Below are 23,024 nucleotides of genomic sequence, written 5' to 3' on the forward strand. Positions count from 1 at the left end.
GACGACATGGGCGTCAATGCGCATGACCTTCTCCCAGTTGCGCCTTGAGCATCTGGGCCTTGAGCACGTAGGCGCCCTCCACGACCACCCGGTCGCCGATGACCAGGCCGTCGGCGATGACGGTATGGTCGCCGACCACCGGGCCGGGACGAACTGCCACGGGCACCAGGGGCGCCATCGGTCTCCTTGAAGACCACGTTCTCGCCCTCCAACTGCAACAGCGCCGCCGTCGGCACTGCCAGCTGCGGGTCGCTGCCACCGCCGGCATCGAGATAGACCTCGACGTAGTCCCCGCCGTGAAGGCGATCGCCCTCGTTCGCTACTTCAATTCGCACCAGCGCCGTCCGGGTGTTCTCGGAAGTGCGGTGGGCGCGCTGCACCACCTTGCCGGGCAGTCGCACCTGGCCCAGCACCACCTGCGCAGTGCTGTCGATGGCGATGCGGCGGGCTTGCTCGGCCGGCAGCGTGGCATCCACCCACACCACCGACTCATCGACCAGGCGGAACAGCGTGCGGCCTGGCTCGATCCGCTCGCCGACGACGAAAGCGTCCTCGGTCAGGCGTCCGGCGTGCGGCGCGGTCAGTGTGAACTCGCCGTTGGACCGGCCCGTGGCCGTGCCAGGCAAGCCGTAGGCCCGCGCCGTCGCACGTGCCTGCTCGACGGTGACCTGGGCTTCCTATGGTAGCGGCGGCCCGACACGGCTTCGCGTCCCAAGGGATTGAACGCGCTTCCAATCCTGCTCGGCGATGGCCAGCGCCCCTTGGGCTTGGGCCACCTCCACGGACGACAGCGTCACCAGTGGCGCGCCGGCGGCCACTTCGTCGCCCAGCTTGGCATGGCGGCGGACCACCAGGCGCCTCGACCCGCGGCGTGATCAGGGTGGTGCCGTAGGCGTTGTCCAGGACTTCACCCGGGGCCTGCAGCGGTTCGCTCAGTGAACGCGCATCCAGGGTCGCCAGCTTGATGCCGGCTGCTTCCAGCGCGGCCGCGTCCATGCGAACCGGTTCCGCGCCTTCTTCCGCCTCATCGTGGCCGGCCTCTTCGTCATGCCCGGCCTCATCGCCGTGGCCCGCCTCTTCCTGGCCTGCCTCGTCGGCATGTTCAGCGTCTTCGCCGCGTGGCGTGCTCGTGTCGGCGGCCACGGCCTTGGGTGAAGGCGTCGCGGCGGGCTCGGCGCCACAGCCTGCCAAGGACAGGACCAGGACCGCACCGGCGGGAATCAACAGGTAGTTTTTCGGGTTCATCGCGAAGTTTCTCCAGTCGCGTCATTCATTCCGAGCCAGGCTTCGAGCTGGCCGGTGGCGGCGAGGTAATCGGTGGCGCGGCGCCAGAGCTGACCTTCCAGCGCGGCACCGGCAAGGGCGGTATCCAGGGTCTGCTTGAGCTGCAGCAGGTAGTCGGCGGTCGAGAGCTCGCCGGCGCGCCAGAGGCGTTCCAGCAGTTCGGCGCGCTTTTCGACATCGGTCCCGGTGCTTTGGCTCCAGCGGGTAAAGGCCCGACGGACCGCGGCATAACTGGCTGCCGTGCGCTGGGCCCGCGAGGCCAACTGCGCCCCGGTGATGTCGGCCTGGGCTGCTGCGGCATCGGCATCGGCAAGCGCGGCCACGACCTCGGCCCGGTAGGGGTTGCGCACGAACAGCGGCACGCTGAGCGACACGCCCACCACGTTGTCCGAGACCGGGCCGAAGTCGATGCGGCCGCCCGTGAGTGCAAGCGTCGGGTCCGGAACCCGGTTACGTTGGGCGACGGTGACTTGACGTGTCGCTCCTTCGGACTGGGCCTGAGCGATCTGCCATTCCGGCAAGGCCTCCCAGGTCGTGGGTGGGGGCGTCACGTCCGGCAGCGCCTGCGACCACGCCGCGTCAGAGGCCACGGCATCGGGTTGTCCGCCCACGTTGCGGAAGGCTTCCTCGGCCTCGGCGGCTTCGGCCAGCAGCGCCGCCTGTTCCGCTTCGGCTTCATCGCGGGCCAGCCGGGCCAGGTCCCGTTCGAGGGAGGAGATGTCGCCCACGCCGAACTGCTTGTCGGCCAGATCGGCAAATCGGGAGATCAGCGCCAGGCGTTGCTCGCCTTGCTGCACACGCCGTGACGCGCTTTGCCAATCCGCCCAACCCACAAGCCAGGCGGCCACGAAATCACGGCGACTGAGCCGGGCCTGGGCCACCGCAATGTCCAGCTGCGACGCGGCCGCATCGCGCCGGGCACGACGTTTGCCGCTCAGGTCCAGCGCCAGGCTGACGCCGGCGGTGGTGGTGCGGTCTGTGCCTTCGTCCTCGGCCGCAAACTCGAGCTCGGGGTTGTACAACGGGCGGCCGGCGGCGTCGGCGCGGGCGCGGGCGGCGGCCAAGGTAGCGTCTGTGGCCCGGGCGCTGGGATGGGCGCGCCAGGCCGCGGTGACGGCATCGCGCAACGCGATGGGAGACGCCGCGGGCGCGGCGGCATGGATGGGCGCGGCCAACGCGCCCGCCAGGAGCAGAACGATCGTCGGCAACGACACGACGCGCAAGCGTCGCGGGGGAGGTATCAAACGCATGGAAACATCCTCTGAGCACACGTCGACCCCGACGCCTCGGCGTCAGGGAGCGAAAACGAGAGGGCTCAGAGAATGGGAGGGCGGAGCTCGTTGCGTGCAGCGCCAATCGGCATGGCGACGGGCGGGAGCAGGACGCGGGGCATGGCGGGCGGCCCCGCCAGGGTGACCATCACCGGCGGCAAGGCCGCCGCATGGTGACAATGGCAATCCAGGCAACCGCCTGCCGCATGCGAGAGGAGCGACGAAGGATCGTCCGCCTCCGACGCGTCGGCCGGCACGACGGTATCCGTCGCCGGCAGGTCGGTACTTGTCACCCCCAGGGGCTGCCCTGCATCTCATCCACCGTGCAGGCCGCGACCATCCCGACCTTGAGCAGGAAGACCAACAGCACCCACGCGGCCACCCGCGCGGACGCGCGGAGTCGGGCCATCAGCAGGGGACGGGGGATCGCGGCATGCGCGGAGGTATCGGATCGCGTCGGGGTTACACAATTTCATTGTCCAGCAGCGCCTGGAGGTCCGCCGGCACGGGCATGGGCTGGGTGGCGCGCACGTTGGCGCCGCCGGTGTTGCCCACCGGCACCCAGAGGCGCGAGAACAGCGCGGCAGCCACGATGCGCGCCAACTGCCCCCGGATCTCGCGCCCGTCGTGCCGTTGCCAGCCAATGCGCAGCATCGCGAGATGGCTCTTCACGTGCAGCCACGTGCGTCGCTGCCCGAGGATGTGGGCGCGCTCGAGATGGTAAAAGGCGCGATCCAGGTCACCGCGGCGTCGGGCGGCCTGGGCGAGGTCCCATTCCTGCGCGAAGGCTTGGTCCAGTCGGGTCATGGTGTCGTGTCCCTTGATTCGATGGCGGCCGGGTGGCGCCAGCCCGGCCAGGCCTCGCGCAGCACTTGCCAGGAGGTGTGCAGGAACAGCAGCGCAATGAGCGTGCCGACCGCGATGTCGGGCCACGCACTTCCCGTCAGCGCCACGATGCCCGCCGCCGCGATCACCCCGGTGTTGCTCGCCAAGTCATTGCGCGAACATAGCCAAACCGAGCGCATGTTCAAGTCCTCGCCGCGAAAGCGCATCAGCAGTCCGAAGCAGGCCAGATTGGCCAGCAGGGCGATCGCCGCGGCCCCGGCCATCAGGGGCGCCAGCGGATCGGCCCCGGTCAGGAGGCGGCGCAGGACCTCGGCCAGCACCACCAGCCCGAACAGCCCCTGCAGCAGACCCTTCACCACGGCTGCGCCATTGCGCTGGCGAAGGCTGCCGCCCACCACCGCCAGGCTCAGGGCATACACGCCGGCATCGCCCAGGCTGTCGAGCGAGTCGGCCTGCAGGGCGCTGGAGTCGGCCCACCAGCCGGCAGTGAACTCGCCGACGAACAGGGCAGCGTTGATGGCCAGCACGGTCCACAGGACCCGGCGCCGGGTGGCGTCCCGAGCCTGGCTCAGGGTGGAGGCGGTGTCATCACAGTGGCATCCGGACATGGCGTTTCCTTGGTCAGTGGCGCTACCCTAAAGCCCGTAGCAGCTACAGGGTCAACCCCCATTTGCAGGAGGACCATCGTGAAGATCGGCGAGGTAGCCACGGCCAGCGGCTGTCATCTTGAGACGATCCGCTACTACGAGCGCATCGGCTTGCTCCCGGCCCCGGCAAGAACGGCGAGCGGATACCGGTCCTATTCGGCTTCGGATGTGCAGCGCGTGCGGTTCATCACTCGCGGTCGCGACCTCGGTTTCAGCTTGGACGAAATCCGGAGTTTGCTCAGTTTGTCCGAGGACCCTAACCTGTCTTGCGAGAAAGCGGACGAGTTGGCGCGACATCATTTGATCGAGATTCGGCAACGAATCGACGAGCTTCGTCGTATGGAACGAGAGCTGGAAACTACTGTGCAGGCCTGTGCAGGTGGGCGGCGGGCGGCTTGCGCAATCCTGGCAACTCTGCAGGCACCTGTCGTGTCGAGCGCCGGTGGCCGACGACGCGTCGACGTTCACGGACCTGCTTAACGCTCCGAAGGTTTGGGCCCTAGTTTGATTGTCGTAGTTCGGGGTCTTCGCCGTTCTTGCGTTTCGTTAGTTTCGCGCGAGGAACGGAGCCAACTGGCGCGCCAACCTCTGTGAGCCCAGATGCTCGTGAAATACAACAAGTGCTTGCCCCCAGCGAGGTTGTGTCTCTATCTAAACGGGTCGAACCGCCGACACACCCAGCCGCTTCCTGGTCGCCTCAGTAAGTTGTTCCAGCCAGGTTTCGGCCACCGCTTTGCTGATCATTTGCCCATTCTTTGCGTGGGCATAAATTACTGCCTGAACACGATCCTTGTGATTCCTCGACAGGAAGCTCAGTAAGCCGAGATCGCTAGCGAGGAACGATTTAATCTGTGCGGACATTTTGGCGATCTCGCCGCCTGTTGGTTCGATCCGGGAAATCGTCGAGGAAAGATAGGTGACTTCCTTCGCGATAGGTCGTCGTCCAATGGTGTCTATTCGTGAGAACGCACGCTTAGCCGCAACCAAACGGTCGGAGAGGTCACGAAGGCGCTGGGCGTCTAGCGCCGAAAGCGAGGGGAGTCTGCCCACGACAACGTCTTCTACGTTGTCTTCGCGATCGACAATTTTTCCGTCCTTATCCTTCTGGAATCTGGTGGTAATGGTGCGGGCTACAACGCGACCATCGCTATTCTTGGCCATCGAACTGAGTGCTTTGACAATTAGCGGGCCGAGCATCCGTTCAAGTTCATCCTTGAATTCTTGGATGCGTTGAAGCGCAGTCTCCGCTTGGGCCAGCAGGCTCTCGGACGTTTCCCGGTTCTGCAGTACGTTTTCGAGGCCGGCCAGCTTTGATCTCAATGCGAGTTTCTTTTCCATCTCCTGGCGCGAGGATCGGTAGTGTTCGTTCGCTCCAAATTTGGTACTGGCACATTCGTTGCCGACGATGCTTGCGGTGTCGTCCTTTAGCCGAACCACGAACCCAAATTGATGTCGTTGCCCACAAAGGCCAATTCCATCGCGTACACAGCACGAAAGAGAGTCTTTAAGTCGGTAGTACCCGACGAAGCCTGAGAAATCATGTTCGCCGACTGGATTGTCATCTATGAATCCTACGACGGCTCGAATTTCTTCCAGGGAACTAAACTGGCGTACGAGACTCATCCCACCCCCTTTTTTGGTGCATTACGGGCGCTCGGATACGATGCGCGAACCTGATGTTTGCACGGGTGTGTCTCAAGTATGGAGACTGGGTCTGCTCGACGGGGTCGCCGCGCCTGTTGTCACCGTGGGTAGCCAGCTTACCGTTGAGTCGGACGAGGGGCATCGCCGGGCGACGCACGCGATTGCGAGACATTGGCGACTGGATCTGGAAGGCGCAATCGCTGGCGCTCGGTGCAGCTCACTTCCTGGCTGACCACAGGAGCGGCCGGGTCGGACACCGAAAAATCTCCGTACAGGGACGGAGTAGGGACCTACCGAATCGAAGGCAAAAGAAGGGCCCGCGATTTCTCGCAAGCCCTTGTTTTGTATGGTGGCCGAGGACGGAATTGAACCGCCGACACGGGGATTTTCAATCCCCTGCTCTACCAACTGAGCTACTCGGCCAGAGAGACTGGCTTGGACACGCCGGGCAGTGCCTCAGCGAGCGCGCAATGTTAGCGGAAGCGGGTCGGCCGAGGCAAGCCGGGCAGGGCGCGGGGCCAGTGGGGCGGGATTGTTTTACAGATGTAAATGTTTGCTGAACGTAGTCGCGCCGCCCTCTGGGGCTGGGCGCCGCGCGGGAGTAGCTTAGGTTCCAGGTCCGGTTCGGGCCTTACCAAGGAGCCTCGCCATGTCCCTCCGACTCGCCCTGCTTTCTTTCACCGTGGCCCTGACGCTGGCCGCGCCCGCCCTGGCCGCCACCACGTCCCGCGAAGCCGCCGCCGACGCCAAGCGCCTGGCCGCCGCCCGCGCCAATGCCGCCGCGCCCGTGGACACCATCAAGTTCCTGCAGCCGATAGACAGCTACGAAGTGATCGGCGAACACGAGATCCTGGTCTGGGAAACCAACACCAAGGCCTGGCTGGTGGACCTGCGCCCCAGCGCGGCCTGCAAGCACCTGGACCGGAGCTACGCGATCGGCCTGGACTCGATGTACAACACCATGAACACCAACAACAGCTACGTCGTGGGCGCCAGGAACATGCGCTGCAAGATCATCGGCATCCGCGAGGTGGACGTGCCGGGCATGCGCGCGACCGAACGCGCGCCGGAAGCGGTGGCCAGTTCGGCGGACGAAGTCGCCAGCACCGACTGAACTGCGGTTCCGTGTCCTGCAGGGTCCGCGCTCCGGCGTGGACCCTGCTGTTTTTCAGCCCTCGGGCGCGACGTAACCCGCCGGCTTCTCGGCCCCGCCGCCGAACAGGAACTTCTCCATCTCCGCCTCCAGGAAGGCCCGGTGTTTCGGGTCCATGGGCGACAGCCGGTTCTCGTTGATCAGCATGGTCTGGTGCGCCAGCCACTGCTGCCAGGCCTCGCGGCCGATGTGTTCGAACACGCGCTTGCCCAGCGCGCCGGGCCAGGGCACGAAGGCCAGGCCTTCGGTCTGGGTTTGGGTTTTTTCGCAGAAGACGGTGCGGCTCATGGCGTCAGGCTTCCCAGCAGTTTCTTGACGGGGGCGGGCAGGCCCAGTTCGGCCAGGCGGTCGAAGGGTTGCCAGCGCAGGTCGTTATTGTCGCCCACGGCGGGCGGGGCGGTGGGCACGCGCCAGCTCATCGGTTCGATGTGCAGGCGGTAGTGGCTGAAGGTGTGTTCGATCAGCGGCAGCACGTCGGCGGCGTCGAAGTCGGCGCCGGTGTGGCGCGACAGGAAGGCGCGCGCGCCGTCGTGGTCGTCGGCCTCGGGCAGCGACCACAGGCCCGACCACACACCGGTGGGCGGGCGCCGCGCCAGCAGCACGCGGCCTTCGGCGTCGCGCACCAGCAGCATCAGGGTGCGGCGTTCGGGCAGGGGTTTGCCGGGTTTTGCTTCGGGCAGTTGTTCGACGCGGCCTTCGCGGCGCGCCACGCAGTCGTCCTGCAGCGGGCACAACATGCAGGCCGGATCGTGGCGGGTGCACAGGGTCGCGCCGAAATCCATGATCGCCTGCGTGTAGTCGGCCAGGCGCTCGTCGGGGAGATGTTGTTCGGCGATCTCCCACAGCTTCTTCTCGACCGGGCCGCTGCCCGGGTAACCGGCGATGCCGTGGAAACGCGCCAGCGTGCGCTTCACGTTGCCGTCCAGGATGGCGAAACGATCGCCGTGCGCCTGCGCCAGGATGGCGCCGGCGGTGCTGCGGCCGATGCCGGGCAGGGACGACAGCTTCTCGAATTCGCGCGGCAGTTCGCTGCCGTGTTCCGCCACGCAGACCTGCGCCGCCTTGTGCAGGTTGCGGGCGCGGGCGTAGTAGCCGAGGCCCGACCACAGGGCGAGCACGTGGTCGGATTCCGCGGCGGCCAGGTCGGGCAGGGTGGGCAGCGCGTCCAGGAAACGCGCGTAGTAGGGGATCACCGTCTGCACCTGGGTCTGCTGCAGCATGATTTCCGACAGCCACACGCGGTAGGGCGTGCGCGGGTGCTGCCAGGGCAGGTCGTGGCGGCCGTCGCGTTCGAACCAAAGCAAGAGCCGTGATGCGAACAAACTCATGGCTCTACTTCGGCAGCCGGTTCTTCGGGCGCGTCTTCTTCGATGATGATCTTCACGCCCTGAAGCGTGGCGCCGGCAATCTCGATGCTTGGTGCCGTTACAGTCGCTTGTAGTGGAGGAAGTGGTGCCGCATTCCCAGCGTCAAGCCATGCCAGGACATTCTGCAAAGTGAACTCTGCGGTCGCATGCGAATCTTCCCAATCCAGCTTTACTTTCCAGTCGGCCGTCATGTCGATTGGCCCGGCATAAGCGAAGTCGAAATGCGTTGGTTTTCCGGCCATCGGAGCTGGCAGTGCCGGCCAATCCTGTGGCCAGTCGCGCATCCAGCCATCGGCGTCTATTTCAATGTTCTCGCTCTTGCCCCGGCGCCCTATGGAAGCAATATCAGCCTTGAAGGTGGGCAAGGGCGATTCAGACCTGAAGAAAAGGTCGCCGCAGCTGAGTGCTTCGTTGTCCAGCTTGTGGTAATTGCAGTCCGTCGTCACAACGAACGGTGCGTCTACCCCGTCGAATTGGATCCGCCCTTGCGCTTCGACCTTGGCGCCGGTGCTCTGGCCAAGTTTCTCGATGGCGATGGTGCTTTCAAGTTGGAGTTCAATGGTGTCGCTGGTTCCGCGTCCGGCCAGCTCCAGCGTCAAGGGCATCCCGGATTCGAAACGGTCAAGATCCAGCACCAGTCCGTCGATTCGCCACTCACCCCAGAGCATCGTGCCGTCACGCACCGATGCGCCACGTGACAACACCGGAAGCTCGCCGGACGATTCCGGTTGTGAGGCCAGCCAGGTGTTGAGCGCATCCAGGTCGAGTGTTGGTCCGTCAAGATCAATACGTGTGATCACTATCGGGCCGCCCCAGACCGTAGCCCATGGCAAGGACACTTCCAGACGGCGGGCGCGGAACAGCGGTGTGGCTGAGCCAGGCACGCGGGCATCGAAATTTTCGAGCAGTAGCCTCGGCTCCGGCCGTAGCGCGTACTCGGGCGTGCCTTCGAAGCTCAATTCAAGCCCGGTCGCCTCGCCGAGGCGCGCAAGCACGGTGCTTGCCAATCGCACCGGTTCAAGTTGCCGGTCAACCCACCACGCACCGATCAACATCAGCACCGCGAACGCGGCAAGGAATTTGGGCCAGCGGCGTTTGCGCGCCGGCTCGGTCACCCGGCCCCCAGGGTTCCGGGCAGCAGCGCGTCGACGAAACCTTCGGGGTCGAACACGCGCAGGTCCTCGGGTTTTTCGCCCAGGCCGATGAAGCGGATCGGGATGCCGAATTCGCGGGCCAGCGCGAACACCACGCCGCCCTTGGCGGTGCCGTCGAGCTTGGTCACCACCAGTCCGGTCACCGTCACCGCCGCATGGAACTGGCGCAGCTGGTTGAGCGCGTTCTGGCCGGTGGTGCCGTCAATCACCAGCAGCACTTCGTGCGGCGCGCGCTCGTCCACCTTGGCGATGACGCGGCGGATCTTGCCCAGTTCCGCCATCAGGCCCTGCTGTGTGTGCAGGCGGCCGGCGGTGTCGGCGATCAAGATGTCCACGCCACGCGCCTTCGCGGCCTGGATGCCGTCGTAGGCCACGGACGCGGCGTCGGCGTTCTGGCCCTGGGCGATCACGGTGACGTTGTTGCGTTCGCCCCAGATCTTGAGCTGCTCGACCGCGGCGGCGCGGAAGGTGTCGCCGGCAGCCAGCATCAGCGAATGGCCGTCCAGCTGGAAACGCCGCGCCAGTTTGCCGATCGTCGTGGTCTTGCCGACGCCGTTCACGCCGACGGTGAGGATGACGAAGGGCTTGGCTTCGGCGTCTATCTCCAGCGGCTTGGCCACGGGCTTCAGCATCGCCAGCAGGTCGTAACGCAGCGCGGTCAGCAGCGCCTGGGCGTCGGCGAAGTCGCGGGCCTTCATGCGCTTGCGCATGCGGTCGACGATTTCGGTGGTGGCGGGCACGCCGACGTCGGCGCCGATCAGGGCGGTCTCGATCTCGTCCAGCAGGTCCTCGTCCAGCTTCGGGTTGCGCGAGAACAGGCCGCCCAGGCTGCGGGCGAACAGGCTGCCGCCCAGCACGCCCTTCATGGCCTCGCGGCCCTCGGCGCGTTCGGCCTCGGCGCGGGCGGCCTTCTCCTCCCTGGTGCACGGTGAAGGCGCGGGCCAGGTCGTCCGGGCTGAAACCGGCGCGCGCGGGCGCCTCGGCGGGCTTGGCCGGCTCGGGGGTTTGGGGTTTTTTCTTCAGGAAATCGAACATCGTGCGGCTTTCGCGGACAATGCGCCGATGTTACCACCCGGCCCCCGGACTCCCCGATGAAATCCCGCCCGCCCGGCCACGTCCGGATCATCGCCGGCACCCTGCGCGGCTCGAAGCTGCCGGTGCCCGACCGCCCCGGTCTGCGCCCCAGCACCGACCGCGTGCGCGAGACCCTGTTCAACTGGTTGCAGGTGAAGGTGCCTGGCGCACGGGTGCTGGACCTGTTCGCGGGCACGGGAGCCCTGGGCTTCGAGGCGGTTTCCCGCGGGGCGGCGGCGACCACGCTGATCGAACGCGACCCGGTGCTGGCCGAGGCGCTGCGCGCCAGCGCCACCCGGTTCAAGCTGCAAAGTGTGCGCGTGGTCACAGCCGACGCCCTGGCCTGGCTGGCGCAGCCGGCGGGCGAACGTTTCGACCTGGTGTTCCTGGACCCGCCATTCGATGCCGGTTTGTGGGAACAGGCGGCGTCGCGACTGGAGCCCTGGCTCGCGCCGGATGCGTGGATCTACGTCGAAACGCCGGCCAAATCGCCGCCAAGCCTGCCGTCCGGCTGGCGCCTGCACCGCGAGGGCCAGACCCGGGACGTAAGGTATGCGCTGTTCCGGACAGGAAACGCTTCGGCCCCGGAATCCGCTGCTACAATCGCCGGCGAACCCAATCCGCAGGTCAACCCTTCGGCATGAGCCTGGCCCGAAACCGTGTCGCGCTTTACCCCGGCACCTTCGACCCGATCACCAACGGCCATATCGATCTGGTCGCCCGGGCTTCGACCCTCTTCGAGAAGGTCGTGGTCGGCGTCGCCGAAAGCCCCGGCAGGGGCCGGCCCTTCCGCTCGAAGAGCGCGTCACCCTGTGCCGGACCGCCCTGGCCGGCTTCAAGAACGTCGAAGTCCGTGGTTTCGATTCGCTGCTCGCCCATTTCGTGCACGAAATGGGCGCCGGCGTGCTGCTGCGCGGCCTGCGCGCGGTGTCCGATTTCGAATACGAATTCCAGCTGGCCAGCATGAACCGGCACCTGATCCCCGACGTCGAGACGATCTTCCTGACGCCGGCGGAACAGCACAGCTTCATTTCTTCCAGCTTGGTGCGCGAGGTCGCCCGGCTAGGTGGCGACGTGTCCGGGTTCGTGCACCCGGCCGTTGCCCAGGCCTTGTCCATCCGCTGGAAGCGCTCCTGAGACCCACTCACAGAAGAGGTATCGCCATGAACCGCGTCATTGCTCCGTTTGCCCTGCTGCTCTCGCTCACCCTGCTTGCCGGCTGCCAGAAGGCCGAAGAGGCGCCCGCCGCGCCGGCCGCCCCTGGTCGCGCCCACCACCAACGACGACCTGGCCTGGAAGGAATACCTGGGCAAGGTGGTCGGCCAGAACCAGACCGGCGTCACCGACCGCACCTTCCCCTACTACCTGCCGATGAACAGCAGCGAGCCGGCCGAAGGGGACCAGGACGGCAAGACCCAGTACGACCGCCAGCTCGAGAACGTCAACACCGTCGTGCTGCGTACCGTGCTGCCGGGCAACATGCTGGCCTTCGGTTCGCCGGACAGCGCCAAGATGGCCGACCTGATCGTCACCGCCTTCACGGGTGCCGAGCCGGACGCGCTGAAGGGTTCGCAGGTGCTGTTCATCGGCAAGCCCGCCGACAGCGACCGGGTGAAGGCCGCGGTGGAAGCCGCCGGCGCCAAGTACATCTTCGTCGAAGCCAAGTGAGCCATCGCCCGCGCCCCGGCCATCCGCCGGGGCGCAGGGCAACATCATGTCCCTGCTGATCAACCAGCTCTGCATCAACTGCGACGTCTGCGCGCCGGCCTGCCCGAACGATGCGATCAGCCAGGGTGAAACCATCTATGTGATCGACCCGCGCCGCTGCACCGAATGCGTGGGCCATTTCGACGAGCCCCAGTGCGTGGTGGTCTGCCCGGTCGAGTGCATCGACCTCGACGGCGACAACCCCGAGACCCGCGAGCAGCTGCTCGCCAAGTACCACGTGCTGATGACGGGGAAATCCGCCGCATGATTTCGCGCCTGCTGTTCGTGCTGTTGCTGTTGTCGCCCGTGGTCCACGCCGATGCGCCGCGACCCGACGCGCGGCCCGCGCAGGCGGCCATCGCCAGCGCCAACGCCTACGCCACCGATGCCGGCATGGAAGTGCTGGCTGCTGGCGGCAACGCCTTCGACGCGGCGGTGGCGGTCAGCGCCACGCTGGGACTGGTCGAACCCGAGTTCGGGCATCGGCGGTGGCGCCTTCATGTTGCTGCGCACGGCGAAGGACGGCCGCGATGTGTTCGTGGACGCGCGCGAACGCGCGCCGCTGGCCGCGACCCGCGACATGTTCCTGGATGCGAACGGTGAAGCGGTGCGCGATCGTTCGATCAACGGCGCACTGGCCGCGGCCATCCCGGGCCTGCCTGCCGGCCTGGAACACCTGGCCCGCAAGTACGGCCGGCTGCCGCTGTCGAAGTCGCTGGCGCCGGCGATCCGGCTGGCGCGCGAGGGCTGGAAGTTCGGGCCGAAAAATTCGTCCATGCTCGGTTACCGGCGCGAGGTGCTGGCCGGGAACGCGGCCGCGGCGGCGCTTTTCCTGCGCGACGGCCAGGTGCCGGCGCTGGGCACGGTGATGCGCAACGAGGACTACGCGCGCACGCTGGAGCTGATCGCGGCCAAGGGCGCCGACGGCTTCTACCGCGGCGACTACGCAAAGCGCCTGGTGAACGGCGTGCGCCAGGCCGGCGGCATCTGGAGCGAACAGGATCTGGCGGAATACCGCGTGGTCGAGCGTGCGCCGATCCGGCTGAAACATCGTGGCTTCGAGATCGTCACCGCGCCGCCGCCGTCCTCGGGTGGCGTGGCGCTGGCGACCATCTTCAACGTGCTCGAGCCCTACGGTTATCCGCAGCTGGACAAGGTGCCGCGCACCCACCTGCTGGTCGAAGCCATGCGGCGTGCTTACCGCGACCGCGCCGTCTACTTGGGCGACCCGGATTTCGTGCAGGTGCCGGTGCCGCTGCTGGCCAGCCGCGAATACGCCGCCGGACTGCGCGCCGGCATCAACCCCGACCGCGCCACGCCCAGCGACATGCTGCCCAGCGCTATGGTGGCGCCGTCGCGCCCGGACACCAGCCATTTCTCCATCGTGGACACCGAGGGCAATCTGGTCGCCGTTACCCAGACCGTGAACCTGCCTTACGGCAATGCGGTGGTGGTGCCGGGCACCGGTTTCCTGCTCAACAACGAAATGGACGACTTCTCGGTGAAGCCGGGTGTGCCCAACGCCTACGGCCTGGTCGGCGACGATGCCAACGCGATCGCGCCGGGCAAGCGCCCGCTGTCGTCCATGACGCCGACCTTCCTGGTGGGTCCGGACCGCGTGGCGGTGCTGGGCACGCCGGGCGGCAGCCGCATCGTCACGATGGTGCTGCTGGGGTTGCTGGAGATGATGGACGGCGGCAGCGCGCAGGACGCCGCCTCGGCGCCGCGTTTCCACCACCAGTACCTGCCCGACCAGCTCTCGGCCGAACCTGAAGCGTTCAGTACCGAGGAGGTGGCGGCGCTGAAGGCGCGCGGCCATGATGTGCGTGTCGGCGACCGCAGCTGGGGCAACATGAACGTGGTCCAGTGGCGCCGCGACACCGGCGCGGTCGAGACCGGCACCGATCCGCGCTGGAAGGGCGTCGGCAAGGGTTCGTCGTCAGAGAAGGGCTCCATCTACCGCTGAGCCGCAGCTCGCGAGGAGTAAGTCATGAAACTGTGGTCGATCATGGGCAATTCGCAGCGCCTCGACGGCGGTGCGATGTTCGGCAATGCGCCGCGCGCGATGTGGGCGCAGTGGCTGCCGCCGGACGAACACAACCGGGTGCCGCTGGCCTGCCGCACGCTGCTGGCCAGCCCGATCAATGGCAAGACCGTGCTGTTCGAGACCGGCATCGGCGCCTTCTTCGAGCCCAAGCTGCGCGAACGTTTCGGCGTGGTCGAGGACCGGCATGTGCTGCTGGACTCGCTGGCCGAAGCGGGTTTCTCGCACGAGGACATCGACGTGGTGGTGCTGAGCCACCTGCATTTCGACCATGCCGGTGGATTGCTGGCAGCGTGGCAGGAAGGTGCCGCGCCGTCGCTGCTGTTCCCGAATGCGACCTATGTGGTCGGCGCCGAACATTTCGAACGCGCGCGCAATCCGCATCCGCGCGACCGCGCCAGCTTCATCCCGGAACTGGTGCCGCTGCTGGAAGCCAGCGGCCGGCTGGAGCTGGTGAGCGGCGAACATTCGAAGGCGCTCGGCGATTCCGTGCGTTTCCACGCCAGCCAGGGTCACACGCCGGGCCTGATGCTGGCCGAGATCGTCGGCCCGCTCGATGACCACGGCCAGCCGCACGGCGGCCTGGTGTTCTGCGCCGACCTGATCCCCGGCCGCGCCTGGGTGCACGTGCCGATCACGATGGGTTACGACCGTTATCCCGAGATGCTGATCGACGAGAAGCGCGCCTTCCTCGAGGACAAGCTTGCCCGCAACGTGCACCTGTACTTCACCCACGACCACGGCTGCGCGCTGGCGCAGGTGACGCGGGATGCGAAGGGAAAGTTCGGCACCACCCACGAGGTCGCCGCTTTAGTGGCGCGCTCGCTGGCGGCGTGAACCCGCGCCGGCACGATGCCGGCGCGCCGTAATACGGCTGTGACATTGCCTTGATCGAATGCGGGGTCGCCAGTCCGAGACCCCGCGCATGCACCACGACACCTCCCCGCCGACCTCCCGCCGTCGTCTGCTGAAGTCGGCCGGCCTGGGCCTGGGCATCGCCGCGCTCGGCCTGAGCCCGATCGGCAGATTGCTGGCCCAGGCCGGCGCCCGCACCGGTGTGCATCCCGGTTACGGCCCTCTGCAGGTGGTGCGCGACCTCAATACCGGCTTGCCGTTGCTGCAGCTGCCGCAGGGTTTCAGCTACACCAGCTTCGGCTGGACCCATGAATTGATGGCCGACGGCCAGAAGACGCCGGACAGCCACGACGGCATGGGCGTGGTGAAGGCCGAGGGCGACGTGGTGACCCTGGTGCGCAACCACGAGATCACCGCCGGCTGGGGCAGTTTCGCGCCGGACGCGGCGACCTACGATCCGAAGTGCGGCGGCGGCACGGCGACGCTGCGCTTCGACACGCGCCGCGGCCAGCTGCTGGAGTCGCGTCCTTCGCTGGGCGGCACCGTCAACAACTGCGCCGGCGGCACCACGCCCTGGGGCACGTGGCTGAGCTGCGAGGAATTTGTCAGCGCCGCCGGCAACGTGTCGCTGGCAGGCGTCGAGTACCCGCTGGCGAAGGACCACGGCTTCGTGTTCGAAGTGCCGGCCGACGGCCTGTCGCGCGCCGAGCCGATCGTCGCCATGGGCCAGTTCAAGCACGAGGCGGTGTCGGTGGATCCGGCCACCGGCATCTTCTACCTCACCGAGGACATGGAGCCGGAGGCGGGTTTCTACCGGATGATCCCGAAAGTGCAGGGCGAACCGGTGCGCGGCGGCCGCCTGCAGATGCTGAAGGCGGTTGGCGCGCCGGACCTGCGCTCGGGCCGGCGTCTGGGCGAACGCCTGAAGGTGGAATGGGTCGAGATCGAACACCCGGAGCGCGGCGTGGACAGCGACCGCGGTCCGCGCGGCACGGTGCGCCAGGGCCTGGCGAACGGCGGCTCGGCCTTCACCCGCCTGGAAGGCTGCATCGTCGGCGAGGGCAGGGTGTATTTCACCGCCACCAACGGCGGCGACGCCAACTGCGGCCAGGTCTGGGCCTACCACCCGAAGCACGAGGTGCTGGAGCTGGTCTATGAATCGCCCGACCCGCTGGTGCTCGACTACCCGGACAACATCGTATTGAGTCCGCGCGGCGGCCTGGTGATCTGCGAGGACTCCGAGCAGCCGGTGCAGCGCCTGTACGGCATGACCACGGCCGGCGGCCTGTTCGAGTTCTGCCGCAACAACGTGCAGCTGGACGGCGCGATGGGCTTCGCCGGCGACTTCCGCGAAGAAGAATGGGCGGGCGCCTGCTTCTCGCCGGACGGCAAGTGGCTGTTCGCCAACGTCTATTCGCCTGGCTTCACGGTGGCGATCACGGGACCCTGGAAAAACGGCCTGATCTGACCGCCGCCATTGCGGGCGGCGTGGGCAACGCGGATCATCCGCCTACGCCCCGTCCCTGGAACCACCCATGATCACGCTCCTGTATGCCGGCCTGTGCACCCTGCTGGTCCTGTTCCTTGCCGGCCGCGTCATCGCCCGCCGCTTCAGCCACAAGATCGGCCTGGGCGACGGCGGCGACCACGAAATGGCCAAACGCGTGCGCACCCATGCCAACGCGGTGGAATACCTGCCGCTGGCCCTGCTGCTGCTCGGCGGCATGGAGCTCAACGGTTATCCCAACAGCGTCATCCACGGGTTCGGCATCACCCTGTTCATTTCGCGACTGCTGCACGCCTGGGGCCTGAGCCGCAGTTCCTCCGCCAGCCCGGGCCGTTTTGCCGGCACGGGGCTGACCTGGTGCTGATGATCGTGATGTCGCTGTTCGCGATCGCGGGGTACGTGGCGCCGTATCTCGCCGGCGAGGACGACGGGCAGGAGTCGACCGAAGCCTACGGTGATTGAGAAAGCCGCTGCCTAGCGCGGCGGTGCCAGCAGTTCCGTCGGGCTGAGGAAGCCGTCGCCGTCGGCGTCCTGGCGCCTGAACTGGGCGGTGAAGCGTTCGTGGTGCTGGGCCAGGGTGATCGTCGGTGCGTCGGGGATGTGCTGTTCGTGCGGCTCCAGCACGTCGTTGCCGTCCACGTCCATCTGCCGGAAGCCGAAGCTCATGCGTTCCAGGAATTCGTGCAGCGACACGCGGCCGTCGCCGTCCCTGTCCACGCGCGAGAAATAGTCGTCGTGCTGTGCCGCCGCACTTCCCGCGAAAAGCAGCAACAGCAGCAGGCTAGCCCGCATACACCGTAATTTCTTCGCGGTCGTGGTAGAGCTGCTTGGCGCGCAGCGTCAGCGGCCGGCCGGCGTGGTCGACGAAATGCTGCAGGCAGTCGCGGGTTTCGTCCCAGCGCTTTTTCATCGGCAGCTTGAGGTTGAACACGGCACGTTTGCACCAGCCTTCGCGGAACCAGGTGGCCATGCGGTCGGCGACCTTGCGCGGCGACTCGACCATGTCGCAGACCATCCAGTCCAGCGGCTTGGGCGGCTGCCAGTGGAAACCGTCGGCGCGGATGTGTTCGATGATGCCGGTGTCCATGGCGCTGTCGGCCATCGGGCCGTTGTCGATCGCGGCCACGCGGATGTGCCGGCGCGCCAGCACCCAGCTCCAACCGCCGGGCGCGGCGCCGAGGTCGGCGGCGTTCATGCCGGGTTTGAGGAATTCCTCGCGTTCTTCCGGCGTCAGCAGGGTCAGCAGCGCTTCCTCGAGCTTGAGCGCGGAGCGGCTGGGCGCGTCCGCATGTGCGCGCAGCCGCGCCACACCCAGCGGCCAGGGCGAGGCGTCCTTGGTATCGGCGCTGCCGAGCAGGCAGTGGTCGCCGTCGAGCAGGAACACGTGCAGTCGCGGCAGCCGCGGATCTTCCTTCTCGGTGATCAGGCCACGCTGGCGCAGTACGGGGCGCAGCGCATTGCCGAGGGCGCGGGCCAGGCCGGCGAGCTGTTTGCCTTCGTCCGAATCCGGATGTTCGACCCAGACATCGCCGTGGCGGCCGCGGCCGCCGAGCGCGTCCATGATCGGCGCGATACGGTCCTTCGGGTCCATGCCCGGCAGGTCGGCCAGCAGGCGCAGCTTCTGCCGCGCGAAGATCAGCGTGGACCAGGGCAGGGCGCGCGCGAGTCCGGCACCATCCTCCACGCCGAGGAACTCGACGTAGCCGGTGTTGCGTTCTGCGCGGGCGTAACCGGGGAAGCCGGCGAGGGCCGCGCGCTCGCCCAGTTCGGCGGCGAGCTCGGGCTCGAAGCCGGGGCGGCAGTAGGCCAGCAGGCCGTCAGTAGACAAGTCCGGATTCTCCGTAGTCGCGCAGCACGTCGCGGGCATGGTCGCGCATCAGGTCGGTGCGCACCTGGATGCCCCCGTTTTCCAGCTCGCCCTTCCAGTCGGCGGGCAGCGGGCCTTCGTCGAAACCGGCCAGCTGCTGCACGTCGTCGGCGCGGGCCGCGATCAGCAGCTGGTCGATGCCGGCCCAGATCAGTGCGCCGTAACACATCGAACAGGGCTGGGCCGAGGTCGCCAGTGTGTAACGTTCGCCGGACTGGTTGAGGCGGAAACTCTGCACACGCTGCTGGCTGGTGGCCAGCGCCATCACTTCGGCGTGCGCGACCGAACAGTTGTGCGGCACCACGCGGTTCACGCCCACGCCCACCAGCCGGCCCTCGCCGGTGAATACCGCGGCGCCGAACGGACCGCCGCTGCGGTGGTCGACGTTGCGGCGCGACAGCTGGATCGCCAGGGCGATGCGGCTCTCGGCGTCCGGGTACAGCCGCTGGCCGTCCACTTCGTCGTGGATCCAGGCCGGCAGGGTTAGGTGGAGTTGGGCGTAGATCACGTCAGGCGCCGGCCTTGGCCCAGGTGTCGCGCAGGGTGACGGTGCGGTTGAACACGGGCTTGCCCGGTGCGTGGTCGCGGCGGTCGGCGGTGAAATAACCCAGGCGTTCGAACTGCACGCTGTCTTCGGCGGCCAGTGCGGCGGCGGCCGGTTCGACGTAACCGGTGACCACGCGCACGGACTCCGGGTTGAGGTAATCGCGGTAGGTCTTGCCGGCTTCGTCCTTGTCCGGGTCGGGCACGCTGAACAGGCGGTCGTAGAGGCGCACTTCGGCCGCCACGGCGGTAGCCGCCGCGACCCAGTGGATCGTTCCCTTGACCTTGCGGTCGGCGCCCGGCAGGCCGGCGCGGGTGTCCGGGTCCAGCGTGCAGCGCACTTCGACCACGGTGTCGCCGTCCTTGACCACTTCATCGCACTTGACGATGCCGACGCCGCGCAGGCGCACTTCGCCACCCGGCACCAGGCGGTGGAAACCCTTGGGCGGGATTTCCATGAAGTCTTCGCGTTCGATCCACAGTTCGCGCGAGAACGGCACGGCGCGTTCGCCGAATTCGGCGTTCTTCGGGTGGTTCGAGAACGTCAGCGACTCGGCGTGGCCTTCAGGCAGGTTGGTGATCACCAGCTTCAGCGGATCCATCACCGCCATGCGCCGCGCGCAGGCCGAATCCATCACCTCGCGGATGCAGCCTTCCAGTACCGAAAAGTCGATCAGCGAGTTCTGCTTGCTGATGCCGATGCGGTCGGAGAACAGGCGCAGCGCCGCCGGCGGGCAGCCGCGGCGGCGCAGGCCCTGCAGGGTCGGCAGGCGCGGGTCGTCCCAGCCATTGACCAGGCCTTCTTCCACCAGCGCCAGCAGCTTGCGCTTGCTCATCACGGTGTAGTTGATGTTCAGGCGCGAGAACTCGATCTGGCGCGGCTTCGCGGCCGGCACGCTGAAGCCGGCGTCCACCAGCGGCTGGTACAGGTCCGGGTTGTGCACCAGGTCGACGTGGTCCACGCACCAGTCGTACAGCGGGCGGTGGTCCTCGAACTCGAGCGTGCACAGCGAATGCGTGATGCCTTCCAGCGCGTCGCTCAGGCAGTGCGCGTAGTCGTACATCGGGTAGATCGGCCAGGTGTTGCCGGTGTTCTGGTGTTCGACGTGCTTGATGCGGTAGATGGCCGGGTCGCGCAGGTTGATGTTGCCGCTGGCCATGTCGATCTTCGCGCGCAGGGTGCGGGCGCCGTCCGGGAACTCGCCGGCGCGCATGCGCCTGAACAGGTCCAGGTTCTCTTCGACGCTGCGGTCGCGGTACGGCGAGTTGCGGCCCGGCTCGGTCAGGGTGCCGCGGTATTCGCGCACCTGTTCGGCGCTGAGGTCGCAGACATAGGCCTTGCCGTCTTCGATCAGCTTGAGCGCGCTGCGGTAGAACACCTCGAAGTAGTCCGAGGCGTGGCGCAGTTCGGCCCACTCGAAACCCAGCCAGCGCACGTCTTCCTGGATGGCCTCGACGTATTCGGGGTCTTCTTTCGCCGGATTGGTGTCGTCGAAGCGCAGGTTCACCGCGCCGCCGAACTCCTGGCCGATGCCGAAGTTCAGGCAGATGGATTTGGCGTGGCCGATGTGCAGGTAGCCGTTGGGCTCGGGCGGGAAACGCGTACGTACGGCGGCGTGCCGGCCCGAAGCCAGGTCCTCGCGGATGATCTGCCGGATGAAGTCGTTCTTTTCCGGCGGGGTGGCGTCGGCGGGGGTGGGCGTGGCGGTCATGCGTCCGGGGCTGGAAGGGTCGAGGCCGCCCAGTTTACCGGCTGGCGGCCTGGGCCGACGGCCGGCTGAACGGATTGCCCCGACATGGTTAGAATCGGTCGGGCCGGGGGCATGCAATTTGGGGAGAAGACGCTTGCGCATCGCGCGTGCCGGTTTGTTCGCCGTCGGGTTCCTGTTGACGGTCTTGTTCCCGGCGCCCGTCCCGGCGGCCGATCCCGGACTGAAGGTCGATCTGGCGGTCATGGAGACGCCGGTGGGGACGCGCCTGGAGGACATTCTCAGCGGTCGTGCCCAGCCCGGTTTCACGCCCGTGCTGACGCCGGGCTTCTCCTTCGCGGCACGGGACGGCACCGCGATCTGGGTGCGCATCCGCACCGAGCTGCCGCCGGGCGACGCTTCCCGCCTGCGCCTGGTGATGCCGCGCGTCCCGCTGGACCGTCTGCGGCTGCGGTTGCCGCCCTCCGGCGAGGTCGTGGCGAACGACAGCTTCTTCCGCCCCACGGCCGACGATTCGCCCTGGTCGGCGAATTTCGAGCTGCCCCTGCCCGCCGGCCTGGCCGGAAAGACCGAGCTCTACCTCGAGCTCGAGGGCCGGATCAGCGGCGGCCTGCACCTGCGGCTGTTGGACATCGATCAGTCCGCCAGTCACGAGGCCCGGGCCCAGAGCCTGTTCCGCTACACCTACCTGATCTTCCTGCTGGTGGCGGCGCTGTCGCTGGCCCGTCATGCCGAGGATCCGCAGAGCGGCGCCCTCTCGATAGGCGCGGCGGCGCTGGCGTCCTGGCTGGCCTGCCTTGGCATCAACGGTCACCTTTATGCATTGCCCGAGATCGCTCAGCTCACCAGCCTTGGCGCGACAGTGCCCCTGGCCCTGCTGTTGCTGGGCGCGGGACCGCTGGTGCTGGCCACCCGTCATTACGCCGGCCTGTCGAAGTCGGCGCCGGGGCTGGTGCCCTGGATGCGGGGCCTGGGCTGGCTGCTGGTGGCCCTGGCCGCCTACTGCCTGATATTCCCCAGTCTTCAGCCGCACCACCTGCAGTGGGTGGCATGGATCGGCTATGTGCTGGCGCTGGCGGCCTGCCTGCTGATGCTTCTGATGGACTCGCGCACCTACCGCTGGGGACCGATCCTGGCCCTGTCGGCGGTGGCGGTCGCCGTGGTGCTGCGCGTGCTGGCCGACCACCAGGCCGTGGAAGCCGGCCTGTTCAACCTCTACGGCGCCCAGCTGCTGTTGGCGGTGACGATGGCGCTCTACCTGGGCCTGCCCTGGATCCGCGCGCGCCTGCAGCGCTGGGCCATGCGCAAGCGGGCCGCACCGCCCGAACCGTCGGCGGAAGAGAAGATCCAGCTGGCGCGCGAACGTCTGCTTGAAAGCCTGCAGAGCGGCCTGAAGAACGCCGCCGATGGCGACCTGAAGTGGATCGCGTTCCGGCGCCTGCTGGACGGCCTCAAGCCCGTGCTGTCGCAGAGTTCGGCGGCCGTGGTGGCCATGCATTTCCACGGCGAGGACATGCTGCAGGTCGAGCCGCCCTCGGCGGAGCCGCGCTACCGCGAACTGCTGGAACAGCGCGCCACCCTGCTCAAGAACCTCAGCCGCCTGCGCGCCGCAGCAGATCGGCATCGATTTCGACGGCCCGCAGGGGCCGCTGGACCAGGTGCAGCTGGCCCTGATTCCGCTGCCGATCCCGAAACCGGGCTGGGGCGCGCTGCTGGTGGAGCGCGAGGCCGATGTCACTTACACCGATGCCGAACTGGCCCTGTGCGCCGAGTTCGCCGCGATGGCGATCATGGCCGGCGACGAGGCGGCCAATTCGGTCAACGCGCAGCGTGCTGCCGACACCGATGCGCCCACCCAGGTGTTGCGTCACGAGCCGTTGCGCCAGCTGCTTGCCCAGGCGATGGATAGCGCGCGCCTGAAACAGCACCCGCTGAGCCTGCTGTACCTGGTGCTGGACCAGTTGCCGGCGCTGCGTGAGGCCGGCGGCGAAGTCGGCGCCGTGTCCGGGCTGCGTCCGACAGCCGACCTGCTGCGCGAAGAGATCGCCTACGGCGACGTGGTGGGTCGTTCCGGTCCCGACGGGTTCCTGCTGATCTCCCACGGCAAGCGCCTGCTGGAGGCGCGCGAATACGCCGAGCGCCTGCGTGCCGCGGTCACGCGCCTGGCGATCGATCCGCGCATCGCGCCATCGGGTCTGTCGCTCAGCATCGGCGTCGCCCAGGCCGGCCCCGACGAGCGTGATCCGGCGGGGCTGATCGAGCAGGCCCGGCGGGCGGCGCAGATCGCCGCCAAGAACGGCGGCAACCAGATTTTCAGCTGATCCCGGCGCCCGGGCCGATGGCCCGGGTTCC

At 67.5% G+C, this 23,024-nt stretch carries 23 protein-coding genes, 1 tRNA gene and 5 pseudogenes; 14 read left to right on the top strand and 15 right to left on the bottom strand.

Going from position 1 to position 23,024, the window contains the following annotated elements; all coding sequences use genetic code 11:
• Positions 1–13 precede the first annotated feature (13 nt).
• Positions 14–178, bottom strand: a complete 165-nt coding sequence (locus FRZ33_RS15440) for a hypothetical protein (protein ID WP_174754916.1) — start codon at positions 176–178, stop codon at positions 14–16.
• 145 nt (positions 179–323) lie between these two features.
• Positions 324–485, bottom strand: a pseudogene (locus FRZ33_RS17950) (efflux RND transporter periplasmic adaptor subunit); the annotation flags it as partial.
• A gap of 544 nt (positions 486–1,029) precedes the next feature.
• On the opposite strand from FRZ33_RS17950, the gene FRZ33_RS16900 reads away from it, so the two are divergent.
• Positions 1,030–1,155: a hypothetical protein gene (locus tag FRZ33_RS16900; protein ID WP_265468556.1), complete on the top strand. Its 126-nt coding sequence runs from the start codon at positions 1,030–1,032 to the stop codon at positions 1,153–1,155.
• An 86-nt stretch (positions 1,156–1,241) separates the two neighbouring features.
• Here FRZ33_RS16900 and FRZ33_RS07700 read toward each other — a convergent pair whose 3' ends face one another.
• The 3 genes from FRZ33_RS07700 to FRZ33_RS07710 all read right to left on the bottom strand — a co-directional run bounded on the left by FRZ33_RS07700 (position 1,242) and on the right by FRZ33_RS07710 (position 4,009).
• The gene (locus FRZ33_RS07700) at positions 1,242–2,498 is read right to left on the bottom strand and encodes a TolC family protein (RefSeq protein ID WP_227977712.1); all 1,257 of its coding nucleotides are present in this window, start codon (positions 2,496–2,498) and stop codon (positions 1,242–1,244) included.
• A gap of 519 nt (positions 2,499–3,017) precedes the next feature.
• On the bottom strand, positions 3,018–3,362 hold the full coding sequence (locus tag FRZ33_RS07705) for a DUF3703 domain-containing protein (protein ID WP_146908856.1): 345 nt from the start codon (positions 3,360–3,362) through the stop codon (positions 3,018–3,020).
• Positions 3,359–4,009, bottom strand: coding sequence for a cation efflux transmembrane domain-containing protein (locus tag FRZ33_RS07710; protein WP_146908858.1), 651 nt, complete (start codon positions 4,007–4,009; stop codon positions 3,359–3,361). Before FRZ33_RS07710 ends, FRZ33_RS07705 begins: the two co-directional genes overlap by 4 nt.
• A gap of 78 nt (positions 4,010–4,087) precedes the next feature.
• On the opposite strand from FRZ33_RS07710, the gene FRZ33_RS07715 reads away from it, so the two are divergent.
• Positions 4,088–4,528: a MerR family transcriptional regulator gene (locus tag FRZ33_RS07715; protein ID WP_146908860.1), complete on the top strand. Its 441-nt coding sequence runs from the start codon at positions 4,088–4,090 to the stop codon at positions 4,526–4,528.
• A gap of 171 nt (positions 4,529–4,699) precedes the next feature.
• On the opposite strand, the gene FRZ33_RS07720 is transcribed toward FRZ33_RS07715, so the two are convergent.
• A complete protein-coding gene (locus FRZ33_RS07720) occupies positions 4,700–5,386 on the bottom strand; it encodes a hypothetical protein (protein ID WP_146908862.1) in 687 nt (228 codons plus the stop codon).
• A gap of 201 nt (positions 5,387–5,587) precedes the next feature.
• On the opposite strand from FRZ33_RS07720, the gene FRZ33_RS15165 reads away from it, so the two are divergent.
• Positions 5,588–5,725, top strand: coding sequence for a hypothetical protein (locus FRZ33_RS15165; RefSeq protein ID WP_158637151.1), 138 nt, complete (start codon positions 5,588–5,590; stop codon positions 5,723–5,725).
• A gap of 314 nt (positions 5,726–6,039) precedes the next feature.
• On the opposite strand, the gene FRZ33_RS07725 is transcribed toward FRZ33_RS15165, so the two are convergent.
• Positions 6,040–6,115: transfer RNA gene (locus FRZ33_RS07725), tRNA-Phe, on the bottom strand.
• Positions 6,116–6,341: 226 nt separating this feature from the next.
• Between FRZ33_RS07725 and FRZ33_RS07730 the strand changes: the two genes are divergently transcribed.
• Positions 6,342–6,806, top strand: a complete 465-nt coding sequence (locus FRZ33_RS07730; RefSeq protein ID WP_146908864.1) for a DUF6491 family protein — start codon at positions 6,342–6,344, stop codon at positions 6,804–6,806.
• A 54-nt stretch (positions 6,807–6,860) separates the two neighbouring features.
• Here the strand turns inward: FRZ33_RS07730 and FRZ33_RS07735 are convergent, their stop codons facing one another.
• The 4 genes and pseudogenes from FRZ33_RS07735 to ftsY form a co-directional block, all read right to left on the bottom strand.
• Positions 6,861–7,133: an oxidative damage protection protein gene (locus FRZ33_RS07735; RefSeq protein ID WP_146908866.1), complete on the bottom strand. Its 273-nt coding sequence runs from the start codon at positions 7,131–7,133 to the stop codon at positions 6,861–6,863.
• Positions 7,130–8,173 carry an A/G-specific adenine glycosylase gene (gene mutY / locus FRZ33_RS07740; protein WP_146908868.1) on the bottom strand — a complete coding sequence of 348 codons (1,044 nt, stop codon included), beginning with the start codon at positions 8,171–8,173 and terminating at the stop codon, positions 7,130–7,132. The genes FRZ33_RS07735 and mutY overlap by 4 nt, the downstream gene beginning before the upstream one ends.
• Positions 8,170–9,327, bottom strand: a complete 1,158-nt coding sequence (locus FRZ33_RS07745; RefSeq protein ID WP_146908870.1) for an AsmA family protein — start codon at positions 9,325–9,327, stop codon at positions 8,170–8,172. The genes mutY and FRZ33_RS07745 overlap by 4 nt, the downstream gene beginning before the upstream one ends.
• Positions 9,324–10,211: pseudogene (gene ftsY, locus FRZ33_RS07750) on the bottom strand (signal recognition particle-docking protein FtsY); the annotation flags it as partial. The gene FRZ33_RS07745 and the pseudogene ftsY, both read right to left, overlap by 4 nt.
• Positions 10,212–10,457: 246 nt before the next feature.
• Between ftsY and rsmD the strand changes: the two are divergent.
• The 8 genes and pseudogenes from rsmD to FRZ33_RS07790 all read left to right on the top strand — a co-directional run bounded on the left by rsmD (position 10,458) and on the right by FRZ33_RS07790 (position 16,917).
• Positions 10,458–11,084, top strand: a complete 627-nt coding sequence (rsmD, locus tag FRZ33_RS07755) for a 16S rRNA (guanine(966)-N(2))-methyltransferase RsmD (protein ID WP_146908871.1) — start codon at positions 10,458–10,460, stop codon at positions 11,082–11,084.
• Positions 11,081–11,577 (top strand): annotated as a pseudogene (coaD, locus tag FRZ33_RS07760) (pantetheine-phosphate adenylyltransferase). Before rsmD ends, coaD begins: the two are co-directional and overlap by 4 nt.
• A 26-nt stretch (positions 11,578–11,603) precedes the next feature.
• Positions 11,604–12,108 (top strand): annotated as a pseudogene (locus tag FRZ33_RS07765) (hypothetical protein).
• A 46-nt stretch (positions 12,109–12,154) separates the two neighbouring features.
• The gene (locus FRZ33_RS07770; protein ID WP_146908873.1) at positions 12,155–12,415 is read left to right on the top strand and encodes a YfhL family 4Fe-4S dicluster ferredoxin; all 261 of its coding nucleotides are present in this window, start codon (positions 12,155–12,157) and stop codon (positions 12,413–12,415) included.
• Positions 12,412–14,113 (top strand): annotated as a pseudogene (ggt, locus tag FRZ33_RS07775) (gamma-glutamyltransferase). The gene FRZ33_RS07770 and the pseudogene ggt overlap by 4 nt, the downstream one beginning before the upstream one ends.
• A gap of 24 nt (positions 14,114–14,137) precedes the next feature.
• Entirely contained in the window at positions 14,138–15,028 is an 891-nt protein-coding gene (locus FRZ33_RS07780; RefSeq protein WP_146908875.1) for an MBL fold metallo-hydrolase, read from the top strand.
• An 88-nt stretch (positions 15,029–15,116) separates the two neighbouring features.
• Positions 15,117–16,514, top strand: a complete 1,398-nt coding sequence (locus FRZ33_RS07785) for an alkaline phosphatase PhoX (protein WP_146908877.1) — start codon at positions 15,117–15,119, stop codon at positions 16,512–16,514.
• Between the two features lie 67 nt (positions 16,515–16,581).
• Positions 16,582–16,917, top strand: a complete 336-nt coding sequence (locus tag FRZ33_RS07790) for an MAPEG family protein (protein ID WP_146908879.1) — start codon at positions 16,582–16,584, stop codon at positions 16,915–16,917.
• Between the two features lie 110 nt (positions 16,918–17,027).
• Here FRZ33_RS07790 and FRZ33_RS07795 read toward each other — a convergent pair whose 3' ends face one another.
• From FRZ33_RS07795 to FRZ33_RS07810, 4 genes are read right to left on the bottom strand one after another with little or no spacing between them, the layout of a single operon-like run.
• On the bottom strand, positions 17,028–17,345 hold the full coding sequence (locus FRZ33_RS07795) for an EF-hand domain-containing protein (protein WP_146910613.1): 318 nt from the start codon (positions 17,343–17,345) through the stop codon (positions 17,028–17,030).
• Positions 17,335–18,420, bottom strand: coding sequence for a 23S rRNA (cytidine(2498)-2'-O)-methyltransferase RlmM (gene rlmM / locus FRZ33_RS07800; protein WP_146908880.1), 1,086 nt, complete (start codon positions 18,418–18,420; stop codon positions 17,335–17,337). The genes FRZ33_RS07795 and rlmM overlap by 11 nt, the downstream gene beginning before the upstream one ends.
• A complete protein-coding gene (locus FRZ33_RS07805) occupies positions 18,371–18,928 on the bottom strand; it encodes a nucleoside deaminase (protein WP_146908882.1) in 558 nt (185 codons plus the stop codon). Before FRZ33_RS07805 ends, rlmM begins: the two co-directional genes overlap by 50 nt.
• Before the next feature lies 1 nt (position 18,929).
• Entirely contained in the window at positions 18,930–20,675 is a 1,746-nt protein-coding gene (locus FRZ33_RS07810) for a glutamine--tRNA ligase/YqeY domain fusion protein (RefSeq protein WP_146908884.1), read from the bottom strand.
• Positions 20,676–20,808: 133 nt separating this feature from the next.
• On the opposite strand from FRZ33_RS07810, the gene FRZ33_RS15170 reads away from it, so the two are divergent.
• Entirely contained in the window at positions 20,809–22,581 is a 1,773-nt protein-coding gene (locus tag FRZ33_RS15170) for a 7TMR-DISMED2 domain-containing protein (RefSeq protein WP_158637152.1), read from the top strand.
• Positions 22,463–22,993 carry a GGDEF domain-containing protein gene (locus FRZ33_RS07815; protein ID WP_227978304.1) on the top strand — a complete coding sequence of 177 codons (531 nt, stop codon included), beginning with the start codon at positions 22,463–22,465 and terminating at the stop codon, positions 22,991–22,993. The genes FRZ33_RS15170 and FRZ33_RS07815 overlap by 119 nt, the downstream gene beginning before the upstream one ends.
• Positions 22,994–23,024: the final 31 nt, after the last annotated feature.

Origin of the sequence: Arenimonas daejeonensis, from assembly GCF_007993735.1 — a bacterium.
Taxonomy (GTDB): Bacteria; Pseudomonadota; Gammaproteobacteria; order Xanthomonadales; family Xanthomonadaceae; genus Arenimonas; species Arenimonas daejeonensis.